We start from the raw sequence: 25,748 nt of genomic DNA, 5'->3' as shown, positions 1-25,748 counted from the left end.
AGTATATTAAAATAATGAGTATGCAGTGTTTTAGGAGGAAATGATGACAGAATTAAAATCACATGAAAATAATATAGCAAAATTTGACCTAACAGTATCAGCAGATGACTTTGCTAAGGCTGTTGACAATGTATATAGAAAAAATAGGTCTAAATACAGGATAGATGGATTTAGAAAAGGAAAAGTGCCTAAAAAAATCATAGAAAAGATGTATGGTCCAGAAGTATTCTATGATGAGGCTATTCAACAAGTTTTCCCTGAACCTTATAACAAGGCTATTGATGAATTAGAGCTTGAAGTAATAGATCAACCATCAGTAGATTTTGACGATATTGAAAAGGGAAAGGATGTAGTATTTAAGATAGAAGTCGAAACAAAACCACATCCAGAACTTGGAGACTATTCAGAGCTTGAAGTTGAAGAAATTCCAACAGAAGTTACAGATAGCGATGTAGAACATGAACTTTCTCACCAACAAGATGAAAATGCGAGAATTATACCTATAGAAGATGGTGAAGCTAAAGAAGGAGATACAGTAAATATTGACTTTGATGGATTTCTTGATGGGGAAAGATTTGAAGGTGGAAAAGCCGAAGGATATGATTTAGTACTTGGATCAAAGTCATTTGTAGATGATTTTGAAAAGCAAGTCGAAGGTCACAAAGTAGGAGATAAATTTGAAGTTAATGTAACCTTCCCAGAAGATTATCAAGCTAAAGAATTCCAAGGCAAAAATGCTAAGTTTGAAGTTGAGATTAATTCGATTTCAAGAAAAGAACTTCCAGAAATTGATGATGAATTCGCAAAAGATATTTCAGAATTTGAAACTTTAGATGAGTTAAAAGAAGACATTAGAAAAAACCTCAAAGATAGAAAAGAAAAAGCAGTAAAAACACAAATTCAAAATGAGGCTATAAGAACCCTTGTTGAAAAATCAGATGTAAAGGCACCAGAAGCATTAATCAAACAAGAGATTGATCTTGAAATGCAAAATCTTGATCAAAGATTACAACAAATGGGTATCTCACTTCAACAATATATTGAAATGACTAAGATGGACCTAGATGCTATAAGAGGCCAATATAGAGCGATTGCTGAAGATAAAGTAAAGTCAAATCTTGTAATGGATGAAGTAGCCATAAAAGAAGGCATTGAAGTTACAGATGAAGAAGTAGAAGAAGAAATTAAAGATGCTGCTAAACAATATGGAGTAGATGATTACGAAAAATTCAAAGAAATCTTCGAAAAAAACATTTCTAGAGCCACAGTTGAAGAAAACATTAAGAGAAGAAAGGCTGTAGAAATTCTAGAAAAAAATGTAAAGTTAGTTCCTAAAAAGGAAGAAGAAAGTAAGGAAGATTAGTAACATAAACTCCAAGAATATAGAAGGAGATTTTATGAACGCAAAAAACTTTTTAGTTCCAACAGTTATAGAGCAAACTAATAGGGGAGAGAGAGCCTATGATATTTATTCAAGACTTCTTAAGGATAGGATTATATTCCTAACAGGACCTGTAGAAGATGGAGTAAGTGATATTATAATAGCTCAATTACTATTTTTAGAAAGCGAAGATCCTAACAAGGATATTCAATTTTATATTAACTCACCAGGTGGAGTTGTTACAGCAGGACTTGCAATTTATGATACCATGAACTATATAAAACCAGATGTATCAACAATTTGTATAGGTCAAGCTGCGTCAATGGGAGCAGTTCTCCTATCATCTGGAGCAAAAGGAAAGAGATTTTCTCTCCCAAATTCAAATATCTTAATCCACCAACCATCAGGCGGGGCTCAAGGACAAGCTAGCGATATACAAATTCAAGCTGAACAAATTTTAAAGATTAAGAAAAGACTTAATAAAATATTGGCTGATAATACTGGTCAATCAATTGATAAGATTCACAAAGATACAGATAGAGACTTTGCTATGGATGCCTATGAGGCTAAAGAATATGGCTTAATAGATGAGGTTATTGAGTAATTAGTATGAGTAGAATGGAATTAGAAGAAAATAGATGTTCCTTTTGTGGGAAAAGGGCTGATGAGGTTGATAGACTAATCGCAGGACCTGATGTATTCATTTGTAATGAATGTATCGAGCTTTGCTCATCTATTATAGAAAGGGAGAATATGGTGGAAAATACCTATTCTGAGCTAGAACTTGCTACACCAAGTGAGATAAAAGACTATCTTGACCAATATGTTATCCAACAAGAAATGGCAAAAAAGACCCTTTCAGTGTCAGTTTATAACCACTATAAGAGAATCAATTCAAATTATGCTCAAGACTCAGATGTTGAGCTTCAAAAGTCAAACATCTTGATGCTTGGACCAACAGGTTCTGGTAAGACCCTTCTTGCCCAAACTTTAGCTAAAAAGCTAAATGTACCATTTGCGATTGCAGATGCAACAAGCCTAACAGAGGCAGGATATGTTGGTGAAGATGTTGAAAATATAATCCTTAAATTGGTACAAGCTGCAGACTATGATATAGAGCTTGCTCAAACAGGAATAATCTATATAGACGAAATTGACAAAATAACTAGAAAAAGTGAGAATCCTTCTATAACTCGTGATGTAAGTGGTGAAGGTGTTCAACAAGCTTTACTTAAATTAATTGAAGGTACAGTAGCCAATGTTCCACCACAAGGCGGCAGAAAACACCCTAGCCAAGAATATATTCAAGTAGACACTACAAATATTTTGTTTATAGTAGGCGGAGCCTTTGATGGTATAAAGGATATTATTAAGCAAAGAACTAGCAAAAAATCTATAGGTTTTGGAGCAGAAGATAGCGAAAATAAGGATATTTCTTTAAATGATGTATCTACAGAAGACCTCCTTAAATATGGACTTATACCAGAATTTATAGGAAGGGTTCCTATAGTAGTATCGCTTGAAGACTTAGATGTAGATAGTCTTGTTAGAATTTTAAAAGAGCCAAAAAACTCCCTAATCAAGCAATACCAAAAGCTTTTTGAATTAGACGGAGTAAAGCTTACTTTTGAAGATGAGGCTATAAAAGAAATAGCAGAAAAAGCTTTCAAGCAAGAAACTGGAGCAAGAGGTCTAAGGACAATACTTGAAGACTTACTTCTTGATGTGATGTTTGATATTCCTTCAAAAACTGATATAAAAGAAGTGATAGTACCAAAAGGTGCAATAAAAGATAATAATAAATTAATATATAAGTAAAGGGAGACGTGGGTGCTCCCTTTTCCAACATAAGGAGTTAAGATGAATCTTATCTATAAAATAGATACAAATGAATATCCTATGGTCCCAGTTAGGGGGTTATGGGCATTTCCTGATACGCTAGTCCACTTTGATTGTCAAAGATCAGTCTCAAAAAAAGCGGTAGAAGATGCACTTTTAAATGAAACAGACATATTCTTGGTAAATCAAAAGGATATCTTAGAAGAAAATCCTAAAAAAGATGATGTATACGACTTTGGTACAGTTGCATCTATAAAACAAACCTTTAACCTTCAAAATGGAGAGCTTAGGGTTCTAATAGAGGCTAAGTCTGTAGCAAAGATTAAGGATATAACAATTAAGGAAGGTTTCTTTAAGGCAGAAGTCGAAGAGTATATTTTTAATGAAGAAGACTTTGAATTAAATCCAACTCTTGAAGCCTTGAATAAGCTTCTTATAGAAGACTTTCAAGCTTATGTTGCAATAGATAACTCTATACCTGCAGAAGTTGTATTCTCTCTTATAGAAGTTGATAACCTTGACAAACTATCAAATCTTATAGCCTACTACCTTCCCTTATCTCCCTCCGAAAATTACAAACTTTTAAAAGAACTTGATATAGAAGAAAAAATGCTAAATCTTCACAAGTTTATCCAAAAGGAAATTGAAATTAAAAATTTATCCAAAAAGATAGACCAAAAGGTGCAAGAATCTATAAATAGGGGTCAAAAGGAATATTATCTAAGAGAAAAACTTGATGCAGTCAAGAAAGAACTTAATGAGGTAATAGGAAAAGACCTAAATGAGGCTGATGGATTTAGGAAAAAAATATCTAAACTTAAAATACCGAAAGAAGACAAGGATATCTTACTTAAAAGTGTAGATAGGCTTGAAATGATACCAGAGATGAGTCCTGACTATGGTGTTATAACTTCATACCTTGACTTTGTTTTGGGACTTCCATGGGCTAAGAAATCAAAAGATAACCTTGATATAGACCATGCTCAAAAAGTACTTAATGAAGATCACTACGGACTTTATGAAGTAAAGGAAAGAATCCTTGAATCTATTGCAGTAAGAAAGAAAAAGGCTAACAACCAGGGCTCTATAATCTGTCTTGCTGGTCCTCCAGGAGTAGGAAAAACATCTATAGCTAAGTCCATAGCTCGTGCCCTAAACCGTAAATTTGTATCAATGAGATTAGGTGGGGTTACAGATGAGTCTGAAATAAGAGGCCATAGAAGAACCTACGTAGGAGCTATGGCGGGTAGAGTTTTATCAAATATCAATAGAGTAAAGGTCAAAAACCCAGTATTCTTGTTAGATGAGATAGATAAGCTTGGATCAGATTTTAGAGGAGATCCATCATCAGCCTTACTAGAAGTATTAGATCCTGAGCAAAATGATAAATTTATAGATCGTTATCTTGATATAGGATTTGACCTATCAGAGGTTTTCTTTATAACAACAGCTAATGATATATCTCAAATTCCCCAAGCACTTATAGATAGACTTGAGATTATTGAAATATCAGGTTATACCCAAAGGGAAAAAGAGGAAATAGCCAAAAGATATCTTATAAAAAAAGAAAAAGAAAACAATGGTCTTAAAGAATATGAGCTTTCAATATCTGATAATGTTATAGAAAAAATTATAAAATCTTATACCAGAGAGGCAGGAGTAAGAAATCTCGAAAGAAATGTAGCAAAAATAGCAAGGCGTGCAGTAAAAGAGATTTTACAAGGAAAAGAAAGGGTACAAGTAAGCCTAAATAACTATCAAAAATACCTTGGTAAGGAAAGATTCTTTGAAGATCAAAGACTTAAAGAAGATAAGGTGGGCGTTGCAAATGGTCTTGCTTGGACACAAGTAGGTGGTACCATCCTTACAATTGAAGTAAATGCTATGGAGGGAAAAGGAAACAATATGTTTACAGGCTCATTGGGAGATGTAATGAAAGAATCGGCTCAAGCAGCTATAACATATCTTAGAGCAAACTCCAAAGATTTTGATATAAACAAGGACTTTTACAAAACAAAGGATATCCATGTTCATGTTCCAGAAGGGGCGACACCAAAAGACGGACCTTCTGCTGGAATTACCATGACTACAGCCATAGCAAGTGCTCTTTCAGATAAAAAGGTAAGAAGCAATCTTGCCATGACAGGAGAGGTTACAATAACAGGAGAAGTTCTACCTATAGGAGGACTCAAAGAAAAAGCTCTTGCAGCCTACTCTTACAATATTACAGAGGTTATAATACCAAAAGATAATATAAAAGATATAGATGATATAGACAAGGATATAAGGGATAAGATAAACTTTATACCTGTCTCCAATGTAAAAGAAGTATTAAGGAAAGCATTAATATGAAGATAAAAAGTGTAAACTTAGACCAAGTGGCAGGATTTCCTAGCCAATTTCCAAAAGATGATTTTGATGAGATTGCCTTTGCAGGCAGGTCTAATGTTGGTAAATCTTCCTTTATAAATTCGTTTTTGGGAAAGAAAAACCTAGCTAAAACTTCATCAAAGCCTGGAAAGACAAAGACTATAAACTTCTACAAGATAAATGACAAATTTAGGCTTGTAGACCTTCCAGGTTATGGTTTTGCAAGGGTAAGCAAAAAGGAAAAGGAAAAGTGGAACAAGCTAATCCACGATTACCTTTATACAAGAGAAAACCTAAAAGAAGTTTTTCTTTTAGTTGATATAAGACATGCTCCAACAAAACAAGATATGCAAATGTATGATTGGATAATAGATTCTGGATTTACAGGTTTTGTTATAGCAACCAAATACGACAAGATTCCTAAAACACACCTTAAAAAACATATCAAAGAGCTTACAAAAACCCTAAACATAGATGATGAAGGTCTTGTATTTGCTTATTCATCTCTTACAGGACATAATAATGATGTTTTACTTGAACAAGTTGGAGTAATAATAGATAGTTAATTTAGCGATTTCAGATTGTATACAATAGATAAAATTTTAAAATTCTATCTACTTTATTTACACTCCAAGAGAGGTTATTGCAAAATTATGAATTTATATAGTTCCATCATTACAAGTTATTCATAGACAATTTGAGAATAGCCTGTAGGTTTATTAAGGTCAAATTGTTGTAATAATGATCTTGAAACTATTAATTCATTCTGCAGCAGCCTCTTTTTTGTGAAGAAATTTATAAGTTTTTTATTAGAAATTAGTCACATGAATTTATCTTCAAAAATTCGGGGATATTGGCTAAGAAATTTTCAAAAGATTATAATTATATATGGATATTTTTAATAATTTAACACATTTGATATTATTGACAATTAGATAATAAAATAAATCTTTGTACTTTTGAAATGAAAAGAATATGGAAATTTCTAGCCTGAAATCTTTCTACTAACAATTTTATTAGTGGTTGAAAATATTAAAAAAATATTAAAAATAAAAAAAGATGGCTTTTAACCATCTTAAATATGAAAAATTAATCAATAAAATCTATTTCTTTTCCATCCATATGACTTATTCTTGCTAAAGAGTAAACATCTATACCCATATCATCTAGAAGGGCTCTTCCATCTTGATATGATTTTTCTATAACTATTCCTATACCACATACATTTGCACCAGCTTGTTTGCAGATTGCAACCATGGCCTTTGCTGCTTGACCATTTGCTAAAAAATCATCTATTAATAAAACATTGTCTTCCTCACTAAGGAAGTTTTTAGATACCATTAATCTTTTCATTTCTTCTTTTGTGTAGGAATAACAAGTAGAGGAATATGTATTATCATCAGTTGTAAGAGATTTTTGCTTTCTTGCAAATACCACATCACAGCCAAGCTTTAATCCTGTTAAAAGGGCAGGGGCTATACCTGATGATTCAACTGTAAGAATCTTTGTTATATTTTTATCTTTGAAATGATCTGCAAATTCTTCTGCCATTTCTTGAATCAATTTTGGTTTTATTTGATGGTTTAGGAATGAATCAACTTTTAAAATATCTTTACCATAGACTTCTCCATGGCTCAATATTATTTCTTCTAATTTTTTCATTATAAATATTTACCTCCATAATCTTTCTATTATTATAAAGCAAAGGGGCTTTAAAAGTCAAAAGCACTTTATATAAAGTGTTTTTTGGGTAAGATAATAATATGGATAAATATAATATAATTAAAGATTTGTTAGGATTTATTGATAATAGTCCACTGAATTATTTTGCGGTGGAAAATTCTAAGAATCTACTAAAAGAAAATAGTTTTGTAGAACTTAAGGATAATGAAAAATGGAAGCTTAAAAGAGGTGGCAAGTACTTTATAGACCGAGAAGGTACTGCTCTTATAGCCTTTAGCGTAGGAGATGATTTAAGAAAGGGCTTTGATATAATAGGTTCACATACAGACTCTCCAACTTTTAAAATTAAGACTAAGGCAGAAATGACTAAGAATGGGTTTTTGAAATTAAATGTTGAAGCTTATGGAGGTATGATTGTTTCAACTTGGCTTGATAGGACCTTATCTTTGGCTGGCAAGGTGGTATTTGAAGATGGGGATAAGCTTAAATCAAAACTTGTAAAAATTGATAGAGATTTATTAACTATAGCAAATTGTGCTATTCATATTAATAGAGACTTAAATTCAGCTTATAAATATAATATACAAGATGAATTATCACCAATTCTAGCTTTAGTTGAAGATGATTTTGAAAAAAATGGTTTTTTACAAAAGCTTATTGCAGATGAAATAGGAATAGATTATAAATCTATAGTAGATTTGGATCTTGCCCTTTTTGATAGACAAAAAGGCTCTATTCTTGGTGCAAACAATGAGTTTATTCAAGTAGGAAGACTTGACAATCTAGCTAGTGTTCACCAATCTATAAGAGCTTTAGTGGAAAGTGAAAATAATAAATTTAATGTTTGTGTATTAAATGATAATGAAGAAATAGGTTCAAGGACAAGAGCAGGAGCACAATCTCCATTTTTAGATGAAGTTTTAGAAAGAATTTCTCTAAATCTAGGCTATGATAAAGAAGATTATATGATTGCAATTTCTAATTCATACCTAATATCAGCTGACCTAGCTCATTCTATCCATCCAAACTATACAAGTCTTTACGATCCAACAAACAATACTAGGATAAACAAGGGTATAGCTATAAAAATAGCATCCAATGGAGCTTATTCAACGAATATTGAAACTAGGGCTAGATTTTTAAAACATGCTCAAAATGTAGGAGCTAATGTTCAGACATTCCACAATAGGTCTGATAAAGTTGGTGGGTCAACCATAGGACCGATAGTTTCTGCTAAGTCTGGGATAAAATCAATAGATGTAGGAACACCAATTTTAGCTATGCATTCTATAAGAGAATTTGCAGGTGTAGAAGACCATATAAAAGCTATAGAAATTTTCAAAGATTTTTACAATAAGAAATACTGATTATTTTAAAAGTTATAATCTTAGAGGATTTAAGTTATTAAAGAGTTTGTTTTTGTTACAGGAAATATTTACAAGTCATCATTAAAAGCTATGTAATGTGGCATAGATGCTATAAAAAGAAAGGAATAAAAATGGCAGTATTAGAGCTAACAGTAGTACCAATTGGAACAAAAGAAACATCAGTATCAAAATATGTGGCAGGATGTGAAAAAGTATTACAAAACTATCCTGATCTCGAAATAAGGCTAAATCCAATGGGAACAGTCATCTATGGAGATATAGATAAAGCCTTTGAAGCAATAAGAGCTTGTCAAGAATCTGTTTTTGAAAATGGTGCAGACAGAGTTTACTCGGTAATCAAGATAGATGATAGGCGAGATAAAAAAGCCAGCCTTGATCAAAAAATTAAATCGGTTGAAGATAAAATGTAGTATAAAAGCTTCTATAATAATTGTGTTAGCAAAAGTATTATTTACTTTCATCAACACGATTATTATAGACTCAAAAAATTTTAAAAATTGTTCAAATAAATTATTTTTTAAAGGCTATGAGCGAATAAACTCATAGCCTTTTATCTTTTTTGTCTAAAAACTTCTTTTAATTAGTTTTTAAAAAATCCTAATCCAAAAAGCCTAAGGTTCTATTAGTATTATTTAATTTCAATTTCTGTACGCTCTTCATTATTTAGATGGTCTTCTTTTACCTTCTTTCTTACAGCTATATCTTCAGCTATAAGCTCCATCTCTTTTCTATCGAGTGGGTAGTGCCTGATGACAATCATTGTAACTATAATGCTTGCAAGCACAACACCTAGTATAATGAGCCCTCCCATAAATATAGATGGTGTTAGGGTATCTCCTGGTTGAGGATAGCCATCTGCATATCCAATACCAGCTACTATCCAACCGATAACAACTGGTGCAAGTGAAGAAGCTATTGAGTCGGTTAGTGAGAAGATAGTGCCTATAAGGCCAGGGGCAAACTTACCAGTCTTTGCTGTAACATAGTCTGTGATATCAGCACTCATAGTGAGGACTATAGAAGTAGGATATTGGACAGAAATTTTAGCTAAGATCCAAAGTACTATAAATATAATAGATAAGGTTGAGAAGCTAGAAAGGCTTCTTGTATCTGGAGCTATAAGTAAAAGTCCTATAACAGCTGCAAGTCCAATACTTGCGATAGTAACAGAGGACTTGTATGAGAATTTAAGATCTTTCTTTTGGGCAAATCTTGTAAATAGGAATACAAAAGCAAGCTGTGGTATTATTGTCCAAGCTGCTATATCACCAGAAAGCATGTAGTTGCCAACTATTATACCAAAGAAGATGGCAAGGAAGTTTTGATCTCCTATAACTGTCGCTGCAAACTTAATCATAGCTCCACAAAATGCAAGGACTTTTAGAGGCTTATTATCTTTAAGGATTGAGAAATATTCCTTAAGAGATTGTTTTTCACCTTCTTCTTCTCCAAGACCAAAGTACTTTGGATTATCCTTTCTTTTGATACCAAACATGGCAAGAATTGTAAAGCCAAAGGATATAGCACAAAGAAGAGGTAGGAAATTACCATAAAATTCCATATTGTATGCACCTATACGAGCAAATAGAATCCTAGTAACAAAAAGTTGGCCACCTGTAAACACGACTAAGTTAAATATAGAGTCAAAGATCGAAAATAAAGGTCTTTGTTCTGGATCATTAGTCAGTGAAGCTTGGGCTGCCTTGGTAACTGTTTGTTGGAATGAATACACAATTTTATGAAATATTAGTCCTATAAATAAGGCAACTACTGTTGGTATAGGCATCCTATGTATATTAAATAAAAATATAAAAGATAAAATCAAGCCTATATTAGATAGAAGCATGATTGGTCTATAACGTCCCCATTTTGTGTTTACATTATCGATAATAGTACCGATTGCTGGGTCGATAATACCGTCAAAAAGTCTTGCAAGACCTAGTACACTTGCTATAACAACTGTAGCCATGCCAGCTACACCTGTTGCATAAAAACCTAAAAATCCAAAGGCAAAGAGGTAGAAGTTTGAAGCACTATTGTTAAGTGAAAAAAGAGCAATCTCCCACATTTTGGCCCTATGGTAAGGCTCGGTCTCATGACCTGCTACATAAAGTTTCTTATCATCCATTTATTTCTCCTTATAAAATATTTACCGATACAAGATATGTGCAAAAGTTTACATAGGTTAAAAACCAATCATGTAATCGGTTACATCAATTAATAAAATACAATAATATTTAGGATTTGTCAAGCATTAACTCGATAAACTTTTTTCTATCCATATATCAAACAAATATGAAGAAATTGAATGAAAAATTGCAAATATTGCGGATGCTTTACTTGCTTTGCCTGATGTGAAAGTAATATAATAATACTAATTAATTTTTCTAAACTATCAATCCCTAGGGTTAACGCTTTTAATAATCTTTTAGTTAATATTTATTATTTTACACAACCTATCAGCATCTAGTAAGAAATTAAAGAATTCGTTTTTTAATCTATAGACCTAAATTGTTTCCAGATTTGTTCTATTGGGTTTATTCTTGTGTATATGCTGTTTACCATGTATTATTTCTTTTGATTTATATCATATAATCCTATCACAAATTAGTAAAATTATATATCTCTATTTTTTCATAATTATGTGATACTATATTTTTATATATGGCTTTAACAAGACTTTATATAAGCTATTAAGAAAAAGATAAAAAAGATTCCAAACTCATTTGAGCTTGGAATCTTTTAAATTATGCAAATAGTGGAATCATGTACCTTATTAAAAATAATATAGCTAGGATATAAACTAAAGGTGAAACTTCCTTTCCCTTTCCACATAGAAGTTTTACTATAGCATAAGAAATCATACCAAAGGCAATCCCTTCTGCTATAGAATAGGCAAATGGCATCATTATAATTGTCATAAAGGCTGGGAAGCTTTCTGTAAAGTCTCCAAAATTTATATCAACTATTGAGTCAATCATGAAAAGTCCTACCATAATTAAGGCAGCAGATGTAGCTTGTGCTGGGATTATTGCTATTAGTGGATAGAAAAATATTGCTAGTAGAAAGCAAAATCCTGTTGAAAGAGCAGTAAGTCCCGTTCTTCCACCTTCTGCAACCCCAGTTGCACTTTCTACGAATGTTGTAACAGTTGAAGTACCTAATAGGGCACCAATAGTTGTACCAACTGCATCAGCAAAAAGGGCTTTTCCTGCATTAGGAAGTTTTCCATCTTCATCGAGCATATTAGCCTTTGTTGCTACACCTGTAAGGGTTCCTACTGTATCAAATAAGTCAACAAATAAAAAGGCAAATACAACAGAGAACATCTCAAATGAAAATATAGATGAGAAGTCAAGTTTGAATGCTATAGGACTAAGTGTTGGAGGAAGCTGTACAATTCCATTTTCAGGTAGATGGCTTACCCCAGTAAAAAGTGCCAAAATTGTTGATACTACTATACCAATAAGGAGGGCCCCTTTTACCTTTCTAGCAGTTAAAACTGCCATTATTAATAAGGATATGAAAAATATAAAGCTTTCTTTGCTTACAAGGTTTCCAAGTCCTAAAGAAACATCAGTTTTTACAATAACTGTTGAATTTAAAAGGCCTATTAGGGCTATAAAGAGTCCTATACCTACTGAAACTGCTGTTTTTAAACTTCTTGGAATTGCGTTAAATATGGCTTCTCTAACATTAAAAAGGGATAAAAGTATAAATATAATTCCTTCAATAAACACTGCTGTTAGGGCAAATTCCCAACTTTTTCCCATAGTAAGTACTACAGTATAGGCAAAAAATGCGTTAAGTCCCATACCTGGAGCAAGTCCAAATGGAAGATTGGCATATAGGCCCATTACAAGTATTGCCACTATAGATGAGATAATTGTCGCAGTAAATACTGCACCCTTATCCATACCAGCATCTCCTAAGATTTGTGGATTGACTGCCAAAATATAAGACATAGTCATAAAGGTAGTAATCCCTGCCATAATTTCAGTTTTTACATCACTGCCATTTTTTTTGAGCTTAAAAAATCTTTCGGCAAGTGAATTTTGATTCTTTACCATTAATACCTCCTTAAGTATTTTACGGCACATATTATACCATAATTGCTTTAATTAATCACTTTATTTTTTTATAACCTTCTATTATAATGTATGTTAAGGAGGGCGTTTTGACGACAAAAAACATTATAGAACTTATAGCTATGATTACAGGTATTTTATTATCTGCATTTTTTTCATCATCAGAAACAGCTATTACATCGATTAACAAGTTTAAACTAAGGCAGCTTGAAGAAAAAGAAGTTAAGAATGCTAGTCTTTTGAAAAAATTAGTGGAAGATAGCCAAAACACAATAACAACTATCCTAGTTGGGAATAATATAGTAAATATACTTACTACTACTATAGCAACTTTATTTTTTACAGATATATTTGGGGCAGCAGGAGCTGCAATATCAACAGTTATTGTTACTATAACAGTACTTATTTTTGGTGAAATTACTCCAAAGATGGCAGCTCAAATAAATAGTGAAAAAATTGCCCTTAGATTTGCAAGAACTATTTATTTTATATCACTAATATTAAAACCACTTGTATTTTTGTTGGGAATTTTCACAAAGTACTTAACCAAGCTTATGTCAGATGAGGGTGTTGATAAAAACCAGGTTACAGAAGAAGACTTAAAGACCATAGTAGATGTTGGTGAAGAGCAAGGTGTCCTAAATAACGAAGAAAGTGAAATTATAAATAATGTATTTGACTTTGGTCAGTCTTTTGCATCAGATATAATGACTCCGAGGACTAACATGGAAACTATCTCAATTGATGCAAGCAAGAAGGAGTTAGATGAGTTTTTAATAGAATGTAAACATTCAAGAATTCCAGTTTATGGAGAAAGCATTGATAATATTGTAGGTGTCCTTCATATGAAAGACATAGTAACCTTTATAGCAGAAGGAAGAGATCCAAAATTAAAGGATATGTTAAGACAAACCTACTATGCCTATGAGAATATGAATATTATTGATTTGTTTAAGTCTATGAAGAAGATGAATGTTTCCCTTGCAATTGTAGTTGATGAATATGGTGGAACAGAAGGTCTTGTTTCCATAGAGGATATAGTAGAAGAGCTGGTTGGTGATATTTATGATGAATATGACCTAAATAATGAGAAAATCTATAAAGTTTCCGACAATGAATTTATAATTGAAGCTAGTATGCATATAAATGACTTCAATGATTATTTCAACAAAAATTTACAAGAAGTAAAGAACGATTCTATTGGTGGTCTTGTTATAGATTATTTAAATAGGTTACCTAAAGCTGGTGATTTGGTAAAAGTTTCAGGTATTACCCTTATATGTGAAAAGGTTGAAAGATATAAAATTGACTTAGTTAGGGTAAGATTTAATGAAAATTAAGAGGTGATTATGAAAGATACAGTATATATTACAGGGCATAAAAATCCAGATACAGACTCTATATGCTCGGCTCTTGCCTATGCTAATTTAAAGAATAGGCTAGGAGAAACAGATGCTATACCAATAAGGCTTGGACATATAAATCAAGAAACTCAATTTGTCCTAGATTATTTTGGAATGAAGGCACCTATATTCAAGGATTCAATGAAACTTCAAATAAAGGATATAAATTACGATAATTCTTATAATGTGGATGAATCTTTGCCAATTAGACATGCTTGGTCAATAATTCAAGAAAATAAGCTTAACTCGCTTTTTGTAGTAGATGAAAGAGAAAAACTTATAGGAGTAGCAAGTCTTTCAAATCTCACCCATTCATATATGGAAGTTTGGGATGATAAGATAATAGGAAGAACTCATACTTCTTTAGAAAATATTGCTGATGTGTTATCAGCTAAGGTTATAGTAAATCCTGAAAATCCAAGAGAGTTTACAGGAAAGATGATGGTATTTGCCATGAATGAGAAAGATTCTCCACAAAATGATTTGATTGGGGATGGAGATCTTGTAATCACAGGAAATAGGAGAGAAGCTCAAGAGTATTTATTAGAAAGAAATGTATCTCTTATAATCTTAACTAATGGCTCAGATATTAGTGAAGATTTAAAGGAAATGGCTAAGAACAATCACATAACAATAATTTCTACAGAGTATGATACATTCATGACGGCAAGGCTTCTTCCAATGTCCATTCCTATAGCAAATGTTATGAGTACAGAAAATATTGTATATTTTACACCAGATGATACTGTAGATACTGTTAGAGAGCTTATGGGTAAAACAAGATTTAGATCCTACCCTATCCTTGATACTAGGGGGAGAGTTTTAGGTGCAATTTCTAGATACCATCTTATAACAGATGATAAGAAAAAACTCATCCTAGTCGACCACAATGAACGTAATCAGTCAATAGATGACATAGACTATGCTGAAATAGTAGAGATAATAGACCATCATAGGGTGGCAAATGTTGTTACAAATTCACCCCTATTCTTTAGGGCAGAACCTGTAGGTTCAACCGCAACAATAGTTGCAAAGATGTTTTTTGAATCAGGAATTAGGCCATCAAAGGAGATTGCAGGCATTCTTTCTGCAGCTATTATCTCAGATACCCTTTTGTTTAGGTCGCCTACAACCACAGAGACAGACAAGAGAATTCTAAAAAGACTTACAAAAATAGCAGACCTTGATGAAGAAGATTTTGCTATGAAGATGTTTAAGGCAGGTACAAGTCTCAAAAACAAGTCTCCAGAAGATTTGATAGAAGGTGATGTAAAGACCTTTACCATAGGTGAAGATAAGATTAGGGTAGGTCAGGTTATGACTATGAATCCAGAAGAGCTTGAGCCTATAAAGGAAGAATTAGAAGAGCTGATGAAAGAGAAAATTAGATCAAAAGGAGAAAACACCTTTGTCTTGGTTCTTACAGATATATTTAATAAAAAATCTGAACTTTTAGTTGTAGGTAATTATTTATCTGATATAGAAAATGTGTTTGGAAATAAGGTTAAAAATGGTACAATATCAGCCCCTGGAGTTCTTTCAAGAAAGAAACAAGTTATACCCAAAATTACTGAAGCAATTGTAAATAGCCATAATAATTAATTTTACTTTTTAGGAAAATCATGCTATAATAATTTCAATTAAAACTTAGAGGAGATTAAAGTAATGAAAACCATAAATTTTGCACAATATAGCTTTTACTTTTTTTACTTTACTTTTAATAAGAGTAAGGCTATTTATCATGTGCAAAATCCAAAAACACTTTAAGTTTTGAATTTAGCTTCTTGGTAGATTGCCAAGAAGCTTTTTTTATTTAATTTGGAGGAAAAGAATATGATTATTAAACTAAAAAATGGAGTAAAAAAAGAAAAAATAGAAGAACTAATTAAAGAAATTGAAGATATGGGGCTTAAGGTATCCACTGCAGTTGGAGAAAATACTACTATCCTTGGTCTTTTAGGAGATACATCAAAAGTATCAAAAGATGATATGAAATCAAAAGAGGTTGTAGATGATGTTATAAGAATTCAAGAACCATACAAAAAAGCAAATAGAAAATTTCACCCAGAAGATACAATAATAAGACTAAATAATGGAACTCAAATTGGTGGAGGTACTTTTGTATATATGGCAGGTCCATGCTCTGTTGAAAGCGAAGAGCAAATTGTATCAATTGCAAAAAAAATAAAAGAATCAGGAGCTACGATACTTAGGGGTGGAGCGTTCAAACCAAGGACTAGCCCATACTCATTCCAAGGCTATGGTCCAAAAGCTATAGACTACCTAGTATCTGCTAAAAAGGAAACAGGACTTGCCTTAGTATCTGAGATAATGGAAATAAATCAATTAAAATACTTTGATGACATAGATATCCTTCAAGTAGGAGCAAGAAATATGCAAAATTTTGACTTACTTAAGGAACTTGGGAAAACTGACAAACCTATATTACTTAAGAGAGGACTTTCAGCAACTTATGAAGAGCTTTTAATGGCTGCTGAATATATTATGTCAAATGGAAATACCAAGGTTATTTTATGTGAAAGAGGAATAAGAACATTTGAAACAGCAACAAGAAATACCCTTGATGTAACAGCTGTACCTTTCTTACACGAAAAAACCCACCTTCCAGTAATTATTGATCCATCCCATGCGGCAGGAATAGCAAGATATGTAAGAGACTTATCCTTATCTGCAGTTGCAGTTGGAGCAGATGGACTAATGATAGAAGTACATGAAAATCCAGCTAAGGCCTTCTCGGATGGAGCTCAATGTATCATTCCAGATGAGTTTGATATGCTATTAAAGGCAACAAAACAAATTCATGAATTAAGAAAAAGCTTATAGGAGAAATAAATGACCCAAAGCTTTGGAAAAAATTTAAAGACAACTATATTTGGCTCAAGTCACCAATCTTTTATTGGGGTAGTAATGGATGATATAAAACCGGGCTTTGAGATAGACTATGAAAAACTTTGCACTTTTATGCAAAGAAGAGCTCCGGGAAAGTCTAAATATACTACAAAGAGAAAAGAAGTAGATAAACCTGAGTTTTTATCTGGTGTAATAGACAATAAAATTGTATCCAAGACCATAGTAGGGATTATAAGAAATGGAGATTATCTTTCAAAAGACTATAAAAACTTAATAGATGTACCAAGGCCTTCTCATGCTGACTACACTTCCCTTATAAAATATGGAAAAGATTTGGATATGAATGGATCAGGACCTTTTTCAGGTCGTATAACAGCTCCGCTTTGCCTTGCAGGAGGTATTGCTAAGCAAATAATTGAAAAAAAAGGTATAAAAATTCATGCTAGACTTAAAAATATAGGAGGAATAGAAGATAGGAAAATACCTTTGCTAAATCCTCCTATGGATGAGCTTGATAAAATAAAGAACAAAGAAATTGCAGTTCTTGATGAAAAAAAGGAAAAAGAGATAAGAGTCTTACTTGAAGATGTAAGGGGAAATCTTGACTCGGTTGGGGGAATCTGTCAAGTTTTTGCAACAGGAGTTCCAAAAGGTCTTGGAGATCCAAACTACGATTCTTTTGAATCAAGGATTGCCTACCTTTCTTATGGAGTTCCAGCAGTTAGGGCAGTTTCTTTTGGAGATGGCTTAGACTCTTTTAAAATGAGAGGGTCAGAACATAATGATCAATTTGAAATAATAGACGGAAAAGTAAGGACTAAAACAAACCATGCAGGTGGTGTTGTAGGTGGAATTACAAATGGTGAGGCTGTGGTATTTGATCTTATTTTCAAGCCTACAGCATCAATATCCCTTCCTCAAAAGTCATTTTCCTTAAAAGAAAAAAAAGAAAAAGAGCTTGTAATAAAGGGACGTCATGATCCATGCCTTGCCCTAAGAACGCCACCTATAGCAGAATCTATAATGGCCCTTACAATATTGGACTTCTTAAATGACTTATAAATATATATATGACTTAAAAAATAACATAGACAGATTTTCTGAAGATAAGCTAAAAGAAATTGAAGATATTATAAAAGATAGGTATCAATATATACTTCTTTCAAAAGAAGATGGAGAATTTTCAAAAAAAATATATCAAAAACTTTCAAAAAATCCTTTTATTAAAAAAGGTAAAATTGCAGTAGGAGGATGTAAGGGCTCTTATGCAGATCAGGTTGCAAATATAATTTTTGAAGATAAGAAAATTTCTTATTTTAAGAGATTTTCAGAAATTCTAGATAGCATAGAAAAAGAAAAATCTCAGTATGGAATTTTACCATTAGAAAATTCATCTTATGGATCTGTTAAAGAAGTTTATAATCTTATGCTTAAGAGAAATTTTTATATTATTGGGTCATTTAAGCTAGACATAAATCATTTTTTACTTGGAAATATAGATGCAAATTTAGCTGATATAAAAGAAGTATATTCTCATCCCCAAGCACTGGGTCAGTGTAGGGACTATATTTATGAAAGAAACTTTAAGGAAAATGAGTATTTTAATACAGCTCTTTCTGCAAAGTATGTTAAAGAATCTAATGATAAGAGTAAGGCAGCCATAGCTAGCAAATTTGCAGCAAAAGAGTATGGATTAAAAATACTTGATAAGAATATCCAAAATGAAGAAAACAACTACACTAGATTTATTATTGTAGCTAAGGATATAAAAATCTTTGAAAATTCAAACAAAATTTCCATAAGACTAAAGGCCCTAGATAAACCGGGATCTCTTATAGAAATAGTAGAATTTTTTAAAATTTTAGGTATAAATATGACTAAACTTGAGTCAAGTCCTATACCAGGTTCAGACTTTAAATTTATTTTTTATTTTGACTTTGATGGAAATATAAGAGAAAAGAAGGTAAGAGTACTTTTAGATATATTGAAAAAGGAAGCTGATGATTTTGAATTTATGGGAAATTATATAGAATTTTAAAGATAGTAAATTAATTTGACAAATCCTAAAAATGGATATATAATCATAATAACTTATAAGTTATTAGTTTTAGATTATTTTAAAACTTTGATCAGAAGTAAGTAAGTTTTACAATTCTTTTATAGAGAGCTTGTGTGTGGTGGAAACAAGTAAGGAACTAAGACTGAATGGATCTGAGAGTGCGAGGTGAATATAGTAGCCGAGTCGTTTCCCGCGTTATAGGGATATGATATGAAAGTTATTATGATTAGTATCAGAATAAAGATGTGCAGATTTTTTTGCATAAGTAGGATGGCACCGCGAATTTATACCATTTGCTCCTAATATAGGAGCAAGTGGTTTTTTATTGGGAATTTTTAAATATTAGGAAAAAAGGAGTTTATAATGAAAACAAGAACAATTACACAGTCAGCTATACTTTTAGCTATAGGAACAATACTTCACCTTATACCAGGTTTCGTAAATATGGTAAAACCAGATTTTATGTTAGTTTGCGTATTTACTATAATAATTGCAAATAAAGATATTAAAACAGCCTTAGCAGTAGGTGTTGCTGGTGGAATCCTTGCTGGAATTACAACAAGTGCTCCAGGTGGATTTGTTCCGAATTTTGTAGATAAGGTCATTTCAAGCTTATTTGTTTATGCAGGAAGTAAATTTATAGCTGAAAATAAAATAGGAAGTCTAGTATCAAAAGGAGCACTTTACTTTTTAGGAACATGTCTTTCTGGACTTATATTTTTATTTTTAATGAACTTAGCAGGAGCTCTTCCTAAAGGTGTTGGAGTGCCAGCTATGTTTTTAGCTCTAGTTATACCAACAGCAGCAGTAAATATAATAGTGGGTTTATTCTTTGACAAAATTTTAGGACTTTATAATAAAAGATTTGTATAGATAATTAAATATGAAATTTATGATTAGAAGTAAGAAATCCCTACAAGGCTTTAAAGAAAATAAGCATATGGTTGGAAGCTTATAGGATGAGTAAGGATGAATGGAGATATGAATGAGAGCTGAAGAAAGTAACTGAGTTGCTTTCTTCATCTATAAAAATAGGATTTGTAATTATCTGATAGAAAATCGAAAGCTTTAAGTATAGGATGGCATCACGAATTAACCATTTGTTCCTATAGGGGACAAGTGGTTTTTTATAGAAAAATTTAAGCAAAAATAAGGATTACTCTATATTACAAGCAAAATATTAGTTGCAAATAGGATGGTTAAATAATAGAATAAAAATATAAAAGTTATTAGTTAACTGATAATTGTATAGAAATTTATCCGACTTATTTTTTGAAGTAAGATTAGAAATTTGCTTTTTTTTAATAAAGTGCTTTGTCTCGGTTTTTTATACATATTTTTAATAGAATAATTTGCTATTTTACTTTATTAGATAATAAAATTTATTTATAACAGAGAAGGATAGAAGGTGTAATACTTGTGGAAACTTATTTAGAAGTCAATTTAAGTAATATAAAATACAATCTCAATGCTATGAGAAATTTAGATAAGGATGCTATGTTTTGTGCAGTTCTTAAAGCAGATGCCTATGGGTTAGGAGCTGTAAAAATTGCCAAAGAAATAGAGGGGGATATAGATTATATAGCTGTAGCAAGACTTTCTGAGGCTATAGAATTAAGAGAAAATAGTATCGATACTCCTATATTGATACTTGGATATGTTCCAGTAGAAAATATAGAAAAATGCATAAAATATAATATTGATATAGCAATTTATGATTTGGACTTAGCTAAGGCTATTAATAGTTGTATTGATAATAAAATAAAGGGTCACTTAGCTCTTGATACAGGACATAGTAGGATTGGCTTTAGAGATTTTGAAATTGATAAGATAAAAGAGCTTAAAAAACTAGATAATATAGATATAATATCTGCTTTCTCACATTTTTCTACTGCTGATGAAGAAGATAAGTCTTATACTAAGTTTCAGTATGAAACATTCAATAAGATAATAGATAAAGTAAAGAATGACTTTGATTTTAAATTTGTACATATTTCAAATGATGCATCAGCAATAGCTCACAATATTACAAAGGATATGGTAAGAAGTGGAATAAGTTTATTTGGAATATATCCATCTGATTATATGAGAGAATTAAATCAGATAGAAATTAAAAAAACTTTTGAATTATATTCAAGTGTGTCATTTATAAAAGAAGTTAAAAAAGGGACTTATATTAGCTATGGGAGAACATTTAAGGCACCTAAAAATATGAAAATTGCCACTATATCTATCGGTTATGCTGATGGTTACTTTAGAAAATTCTCAAATTGTGGAACAATGATTATAAATGGAAAGCCTTGTCAGGTAGTAGGTAGGGTTTGTATGGATCAAGTTATGGTTGATATTACCGGATTAGATTGCAAAGTTGGAGATAAGGTAATAGTTTATTCAGATATATATGAAGAAGCAAATAAGGTTGATACCATAGTTTATGAGCTTATGACCTCAGTAAGTACAAGAGTTCCAAGAATATATAAAAAATAATGATACTCTTGCAGCAAAGAAAATTTACTGCAAGAGTTTTTTTTATTTAAAAAATATTTAAATTATTTATTTTGTCTAAAGAAATAATATAAAAAAAGATTTTAAAATTTTCATTTTGCTTTATAATAAAAATATTAGTTTTTAATTAAAAAGGATGGAAACAATGGATAGAATTATAAAAATAAATACAGAACTAAGCAACTTTTTATGGGGATATCCAATGATTGTTGTACTTTTATTTGGAGGAATTTACCTTATAATAAAATCTGATTTTTGGGTCTTTAAGAACTTCTCATATATTTTTAAAAATACATTTGGAAGACTTTTTAAAGATTCAAAAAGTGATAAAAATTCAATTTCTCCCTTCCAGGCTGTATCAACTGCCCTTGCTGGAACAATAGGAGCTGGGAATATAGTTGGAGTTGCAACAGCTATTGAATTTGGAGGTGCTGGTGCTATATTTTGGATGTGGATTGCAGCCCTTATTTGTATGACTACAAAGATGGTTGAAGTGTCGATGGCTGTAGCTACTAGAGAAAATGATTATGATGGTAAGCTCATTGGTGGTCCTATGTATTATATATCAAAAGGTGCAGGATCTAAATTTTTAGCAAAACTTTTTTCTTTTTTTGCCTTCATTGCAATAATTGGTACAGGTGCCCTAGTTCAGTCTAACTCGATTTCTGAATCAGTTAATAGCATTACAGGTTTACCCCTATACATAACTGGAATAATAATTTTAGTATTTATGTTTCTAGTAATAGTTGGAGGTATAAAAAGAATAGGAGCTTTTGCGGCAAAGATAGTTCCATTTATGTCAATTTTTTATATTTTGGGTTGTATTTTAATTCTTATTCTTCAGATAGATAAATTACTGCCAGCTTTTAAAGAAATTTTTATAAGTGCATTTACTAAATCATCAGCTATTGGTGGATTTACTGGAGGAGGAATTCTTGTGTCTATAAGATGGGGACTAGCAAGAGGGATTTTTTCAAATGAGGCAGGTCTCGGAACAGCTCCTATGGCCCATGCCACAAGCCATACAGACCATCCTATAAGACAAGGTATGTGGGGAGCTGTAGAAGTTTTTGTATCATCAATGATAATATGTACCATGACAGCCCTAGTAATTATAACAAGTGGACTTTGGAAAAATCCAGAACTTCAAGGTGCAGCCTTAACAGCTCATTCCTTTTCAAAAGTTCTTCCTCTAGGGAAATATATAGTAGCTGTAGCCCTTATTCTTTTTGCTTTTACAACAGCTGTATCATGGTGTTATTATGGTCAAAGATGTGTAAAATATCTTACTGGTTCAAGTAAGTTGGCAGAAATTTTTAAGTATGCCTATATTGGATTTTGTTATCTAGGTTCTATCGGTGGTCTTAAATTCGCATGGGGTGTTGCCGATACAGCCAATGCTCTTATGGTAATACCAAATGTTATAGCACTTATTATAATGAGTAATACTTATAGAAAGATCTTAAAAGATTTTGATAAGTATAAGGATGGATCTTTAAGAGGGGATTATAAATGGACTTATGATAATAAGTGGAGAAAATATTTTGAAAATTAAAAACAAGTAAACAAAAATCAGCTGATTATAAAGTCAGCTGATTTTTATTAATTATTTAAAAGTTCAAGCATATAATTAGGATCTAGTCCATGTACCATACAAGCTTCATCAAGAGTTTCGTATAATGATGAAGGGCATGCTATACAACCCATTCCTACTTGTAGGAATTTATTTATTGATTCTGGTTTTGCTTGTATTATATCACCGATTAACATATCGTGTGTAATTTCTACCTTTTCTTTTCTTTTCTCTTCTAAAGCCATAAATAACCCTCCTTTAGTATAGATACATTTTACTATAAGATATATAAAAAATCAAAGCATTTTACTATGGATTGGAGTACAATTTACTTAGGAGTTATTATGGATAAGGAAAAATTAAATCAAATAAATGAACTAAGAGAAGAACTTAGAAAAATAGATGAAAAAATGATTGAATTATCAAATAAGGGGAATTTCCTTTTATTTTTTATTAAATCTATTCTTACAGCTATAGTCTTTGTATTAGTATCAAATCTTTTTAATCTTCCAAATCAAGCTAAAATTATAGTTTTTGTTCTTATTTTTATCATGGCAAATTTCTTTCAGGCTTTAATAATTAAGCATACTAGAAAAGATGAACTAGAAAATTTAAAAAAAGAGCAAATTAAAATTCAAGTTGAAATATTTAAACTTTCAAAAGACTTGAAATAGATTAACAATTGAAAAAGATATAAGTATTAGTATAATATTAGCAGTCGAAAGAGTAAAGTGCTAAGGAGGATTTATGAAAAAAGAATTTAAAGCTGAAGCTAAAAAAGTTATGGATTTAATGATTAATTCTATTTATACAAATAAGGATATTTTTCTTAGAGAATTAATTTCAAATGCTTCAGATGCTATTGATAAATTATATTATAAAGATTTAAAATCAGATAAAAATGTTGATAAAAGTGATTATTATATAGAAATTATACCAAATAAGGATCAGAGAAGTCTTACTATAAAAGATACTGGTATAGGAATGGATGAAACTGAACTTGAAGAAAATCTCGGAACTATAGCAAAATCAGGAACTGAGATATTCAAAAAAAATGTCAAAGATGAAAATATAGATAATCTTATTGGACAATTTGGTGTAGGATTCTATTCGGCTTTTATGGTAAGTGATAAGATTGTAGTAAATTCCAAAAAAGATGGCAAAGCTCATAAATGGATTAGTGAAAATGCTGAAAACTATGAAATAGAAGATTCAGAAAAAGAGGACCAAGGTACAGAGATTACCCTATTCTTAAAAGAGAATACTAAAGATGAAAATTATGACATCTACATTGACCAATATAAAATAAAAGAACTTGTAAGAAGATATTCCAACTATATTAGATATCCTATAAAAATGGAAGTTACAAAGTCTAGAAAGGCTGAAGACTCCACTGATGAAAATCCAAAATATGAAGAATATTCAGAAGTTGAAGTCCTAAATTCAGAAATTCCAATTTGGAAGAAGAATAAAAAAGATTTAAAAGATGAAGAATATATAAATTTCTATAAGGATCAAGGATATGGATTTGATGATCCACTTTCATGGATTCATTTAGACATAGAAGGTGCGGTTAGATTTAAGGCAATTATCTATATACCAAGAAAGGCTCCTTTTGATTTTTATTCAAAAGACTTTCAAAAAGGGCTTGAGCTTTACTCAAATGGTGTAAAAATAAAAGAAAGACATGAAGATCTTTTAGATGATGAATTTGCCTTCGCCAAGGGAGTTGTAGAAAGTGATGATATATCACTTAATATATCAAGAGAAACCCTACAACAAACAAGAGAGCTTAGGTTTATATCCAAACAAATAAACAAGAGAATAAAATCTCATCTTCTAGACTTAATGAACAATGACAGGGAAAAATATGAAACTTTCTTCAAAGAATTTGGGAACAATATTAAAGTCGCTATATATGAATCATACGGAGCAAAAAAGGATAAGTTAGAAGATTTACTTCTATTTTATTCAAGAAATGAAGATAAGCTAATTTCACTTTCCGAATACAAGGAAAATATGAAATCAACTGATGAAAGTATATTATATGCGGTTGGAGAAAGTTTGGAAAAAATAAAAGAATCACCAGCCCTCAAATCAGTTGACAAAGACTGTGATGTACTTCTACTTTATGAAAAGCTTGATGAATTCTTAATAAAGATGCTAGGAAAATACAAGGACATAGAGTTTAAGTCTATAAGTCAAGTAGAAGATAATGAAGAAGAATCAGAAGATGACAAGGATCTTATAGGAAAGATGAAAGAAATTTTACCAGATGAGGTAGTTGATGTAAAGATATCTGAAAATCTATCTGATGAAGTAATATCTATGATTAAGCAAAAGGGTGAAGTTTCTATAGAAATGGAGAAAACCCTAAAATTGCAAGAAAATGCTCCTCATATCAAAGCTCAAAAAGTTCTTGAAATAAATAAGAATTCTAAGGCTTATGACCTACTCAAAAAGGCAGATGAGAATGAATTAAAAATATTGACAAATATCTTATTTGACCAAGCAAAATTATTAGAAGGACTAGAAATAGAAGATCCAATGACCTATACTAAAAATATTTGGAAATTAATTTAGGAGAA

At 31.3% G+C, this 25,748-nt stretch carries 21 protein-coding genes and 1 other annotated feature; of the genes, 17 read left to right on the top strand and 4 right to left on the bottom strand.

Going from position 1 to position 25,748, the window contains the following annotated elements; all coding sequences use genetic code 11:
- Window positions 1-43: 43 nt before the first annotated feature.
- From tig to yihA, 5 genes are read left to right on the top strand one after another with little or no spacing between them, the layout of a single operon-like run.
- Entirely contained in the window at window positions 44-1,363 is a 1,320-nt protein-coding gene (gene tig, locus SOR60_RS07860) for a trigger factor (protein ID WP_154540256.1), read from the top strand.
- A 34-nt stretch (window positions 1,364-1,397) separates the two neighbouring features.
- Window positions 1,398-1,985 (top strand): ATP-dependent Clp endopeptidase proteolytic subunit ClpP, encoded by a 588-nt coding sequence (gene clpP, locus SOR60_RS07855; protein ID WP_154540258.1) that lies wholly within the window; start codon window positions 1,398-1,400, stop codon window positions 1,983-1,985.
- A 5-nt stretch (window positions 1,986-1,990) separates the two neighbouring features.
- Window positions 1,991-3,199: an ATP-dependent Clp protease ATP-binding subunit ClpX gene (clpX, locus tag SOR60_RS07850; protein WP_154540260.1), complete on the top strand. Its 1,209-nt coding sequence runs from the start codon at window positions 1,991-1,993 to the stop codon at window positions 3,197-3,199.
- A gap of 42 nt (window positions 3,200-3,241) precedes the next feature.
- Window positions 3,242-5,572 carry an endopeptidase La gene (gene lon, locus SOR60_RS07845; protein WP_154540262.1) on the top strand — a complete coding sequence of 777 codons (2,331 nt, stop codon included), beginning with the start codon at window positions 3,242-3,244 and terminating at the stop codon, window positions 5,570-5,572.
- Window positions 5,569-6,156, top strand: coding sequence for a ribosome biogenesis GTP-binding protein YihA/YsxC (gene yihA, locus SOR60_RS07840; protein WP_154540264.1), 588 nt, complete (start codon window positions 5,569-5,571; stop codon window positions 6,154-6,156). The genes lon and yihA overlap by 4 nt, the downstream gene beginning before the upstream one ends.
- Before the next feature lie 523 nt (window positions 6,157-6,679).
- On the opposite strand, the gene SOR60_RS07835 is transcribed toward yihA, so the two are convergent.
- A complete protein-coding gene (locus tag SOR60_RS07835; RefSeq protein ID WP_154540270.1) occupies window positions 6,680-7,252 on the bottom strand; it encodes a xanthine phosphoribosyltransferase in 573 nt (190 codons plus the stop codon).
- A gap of 101 nt (window positions 7,253-7,353) precedes the next feature.
- Between SOR60_RS07835 and SOR60_RS07830 the strand changes: the two genes are divergently transcribed.
- On the top strand, window positions 7,354-8,640 hold the full coding sequence (locus tag SOR60_RS07830) for a M18 family aminopeptidase (protein WP_154540272.1): 1,287 nt from the start codon (window positions 7,354-7,356) through the stop codon (window positions 8,638-8,640).
- A gap of 131 nt (window positions 8,641-8,771) precedes the next feature.
- Window positions 8,772-9,071: an MTH1187 family thiamine-binding protein gene (locus SOR60_RS07825; protein WP_154540274.1), complete on the top strand. Its 300-nt coding sequence runs from the start codon at window positions 8,772-8,774 to the stop codon at window positions 9,069-9,071.
- Between the two features lie 218 nt (window positions 9,072-9,289).
- On the opposite strand, the gene SOR60_RS07820 is transcribed toward SOR60_RS07825, so the two are convergent.
- Window positions 9,290-10,789, bottom strand: coding sequence for an MFS transporter (locus SOR60_RS07820; RefSeq protein WP_154540276.1), 1,500 nt, complete (start codon window positions 10,787-10,789; stop codon window positions 9,290-9,292).
- Window positions 10,790-11,408: 619 nt separating this feature from the next.
- The gene (locus tag SOR60_RS07815) at window positions 11,409-12,731 is read right to left on the bottom strand and encodes an NCS2 family permease (RefSeq protein WP_154540278.1); all 1,323 of its coding nucleotides are present in this window, start codon (window positions 12,729-12,731) and stop codon (window positions 11,409-11,411) included.
- Window positions 12,732-12,838: 107 nt separating this feature from the next.
- On the opposite strand from SOR60_RS07815, the gene SOR60_RS07810 reads away from it, so the two are divergent.
- From SOR60_RS07810 to SOR60_RS07775, 8 genes are all read left to right on the top strand, one after another.
- Window positions 12,839-14,089, top strand: coding sequence for a hemolysin family protein (locus SOR60_RS07810; RefSeq protein WP_154540280.1), 1,251 nt, complete (start codon window positions 12,839-12,841; stop codon window positions 14,087-14,089).
- Window positions 14,090-14,098: 9 nt separating this feature from the next.
- On the top strand, window positions 14,099-15,754 hold the full coding sequence (locus tag SOR60_RS07805; protein ID WP_154540281.1) for a putative manganese-dependent inorganic diphosphatase: 1,656 nt from the start codon (window positions 14,099-14,101) through the stop codon (window positions 15,752-15,754).
- A gap of 231 nt (window positions 15,755-15,985) precedes the next feature.
- The gene (gene aroF / locus SOR60_RS07800) at window positions 15,986-16,996 is read left to right on the top strand and encodes a 3-deoxy-7-phosphoheptulonate synthase (protein WP_154540283.1); all 1,011 of its coding nucleotides are present in this window, start codon (window positions 15,986-15,988) and stop codon (window positions 16,994-16,996) included.
- A gap of 9 nt (window positions 16,997-17,005) precedes the next feature.
- Window positions 17,006-18,085, top strand: coding sequence for a chorismate synthase (gene aroC / locus SOR60_RS07795; RefSeq protein WP_320595637.1), 1,080 nt, complete (start codon window positions 17,006-17,008; stop codon window positions 18,083-18,085).
- Window positions 18,075-19,061: a prephenate dehydratase gene (locus SOR60_RS07790; RefSeq protein WP_154540287.1), complete on the top strand. Its 987-nt coding sequence runs from the start codon at window positions 18,075-18,077 to the stop codon at window positions 19,059-19,061. The genes aroC and SOR60_RS07790 overlap by 11 nt, the downstream gene beginning before the upstream one ends.
- Before the next feature lie 78 nt (window positions 19,062-19,139).
- Window positions 19,140-19,386: a binding site (T-box leader), on the top strand.
- A 59-nt stretch (window positions 19,387-19,445) separates the two neighbouring features.
- A complete protein-coding gene (locus tag SOR60_RS07785; protein WP_154540289.1) occupies window positions 19,446-19,955 on the top strand; it encodes a tryptophan transporter in 510 nt (169 codons plus the stop codon).
- 546 nt (window positions 19,956-20,501) lie between these two features.
- Window positions 20,502-21,569 (top strand): alanine racemase, encoded by a 1,068-nt coding sequence (alr, locus tag SOR60_RS07780; protein WP_320595636.1) that lies wholly within the window; start codon window positions 20,502-20,504, stop codon window positions 21,567-21,569.
- 163 nt (window positions 21,570-21,732) lie between these two features.
- Window positions 21,733-23,142 carry an alanine/glycine:cation symporter family protein gene (locus SOR60_RS07775; RefSeq protein WP_320595635.1) on the top strand — a complete coding sequence of 470 codons (1,410 nt, stop codon included), beginning with the start codon at window positions 21,733-21,735 and terminating at the stop codon, window positions 23,140-23,142.
- Window positions 23,143-23,189: 47 nt separating this feature from the next.
- Here the strand turns inward: SOR60_RS07775 and SOR60_RS07770 are convergent, their stop codons facing one another.
- The gene (locus tag SOR60_RS07770) at window positions 23,190-23,405 is read right to left on the bottom strand and encodes a DUF1858 domain-containing protein (RefSeq protein ID WP_320595634.1); all 216 of its coding nucleotides are present in this window, start codon (window positions 23,403-23,405) and stop codon (window positions 23,190-23,192) included.
- Between the two features lie 99 nt (window positions 23,406-23,504).
- Between SOR60_RS07770 and SOR60_RS07765 the strand changes: the two genes are divergently transcribed.
- Window positions 23,505-23,834, top strand: a complete 330-nt coding sequence (locus SOR60_RS07765) for a hypothetical protein (protein WP_154540295.1) — start codon at window positions 23,505-23,507, stop codon at window positions 23,832-23,834.
- 73 nt (window positions 23,835-23,907) lie between these two features.
- Window positions 23,908-25,743 carry a molecular chaperone HtpG gene (gene htpG / locus SOR60_RS07760; RefSeq protein ID WP_320595633.1) on the top strand — a complete coding sequence of 612 codons (1,836 nt, stop codon included), beginning with the start codon at window positions 23,908-23,910 and terminating at the stop codon, window positions 25,741-25,743.
- Window positions 25,744-25,748: the final 5 nt, after the last annotated feature.

Origin of the sequence: Anaerococcus porci, from assembly GCF_034090325.1 — a bacterium.
GTDB lineage: Bacteria > Bacillota > Clostridia > Tissierellales > Peptoniphilaceae > Anaerococcus > Anaerococcus porci.
This window is presented reverse-complemented; position numbering and strand designations above follow the sequence as displayed.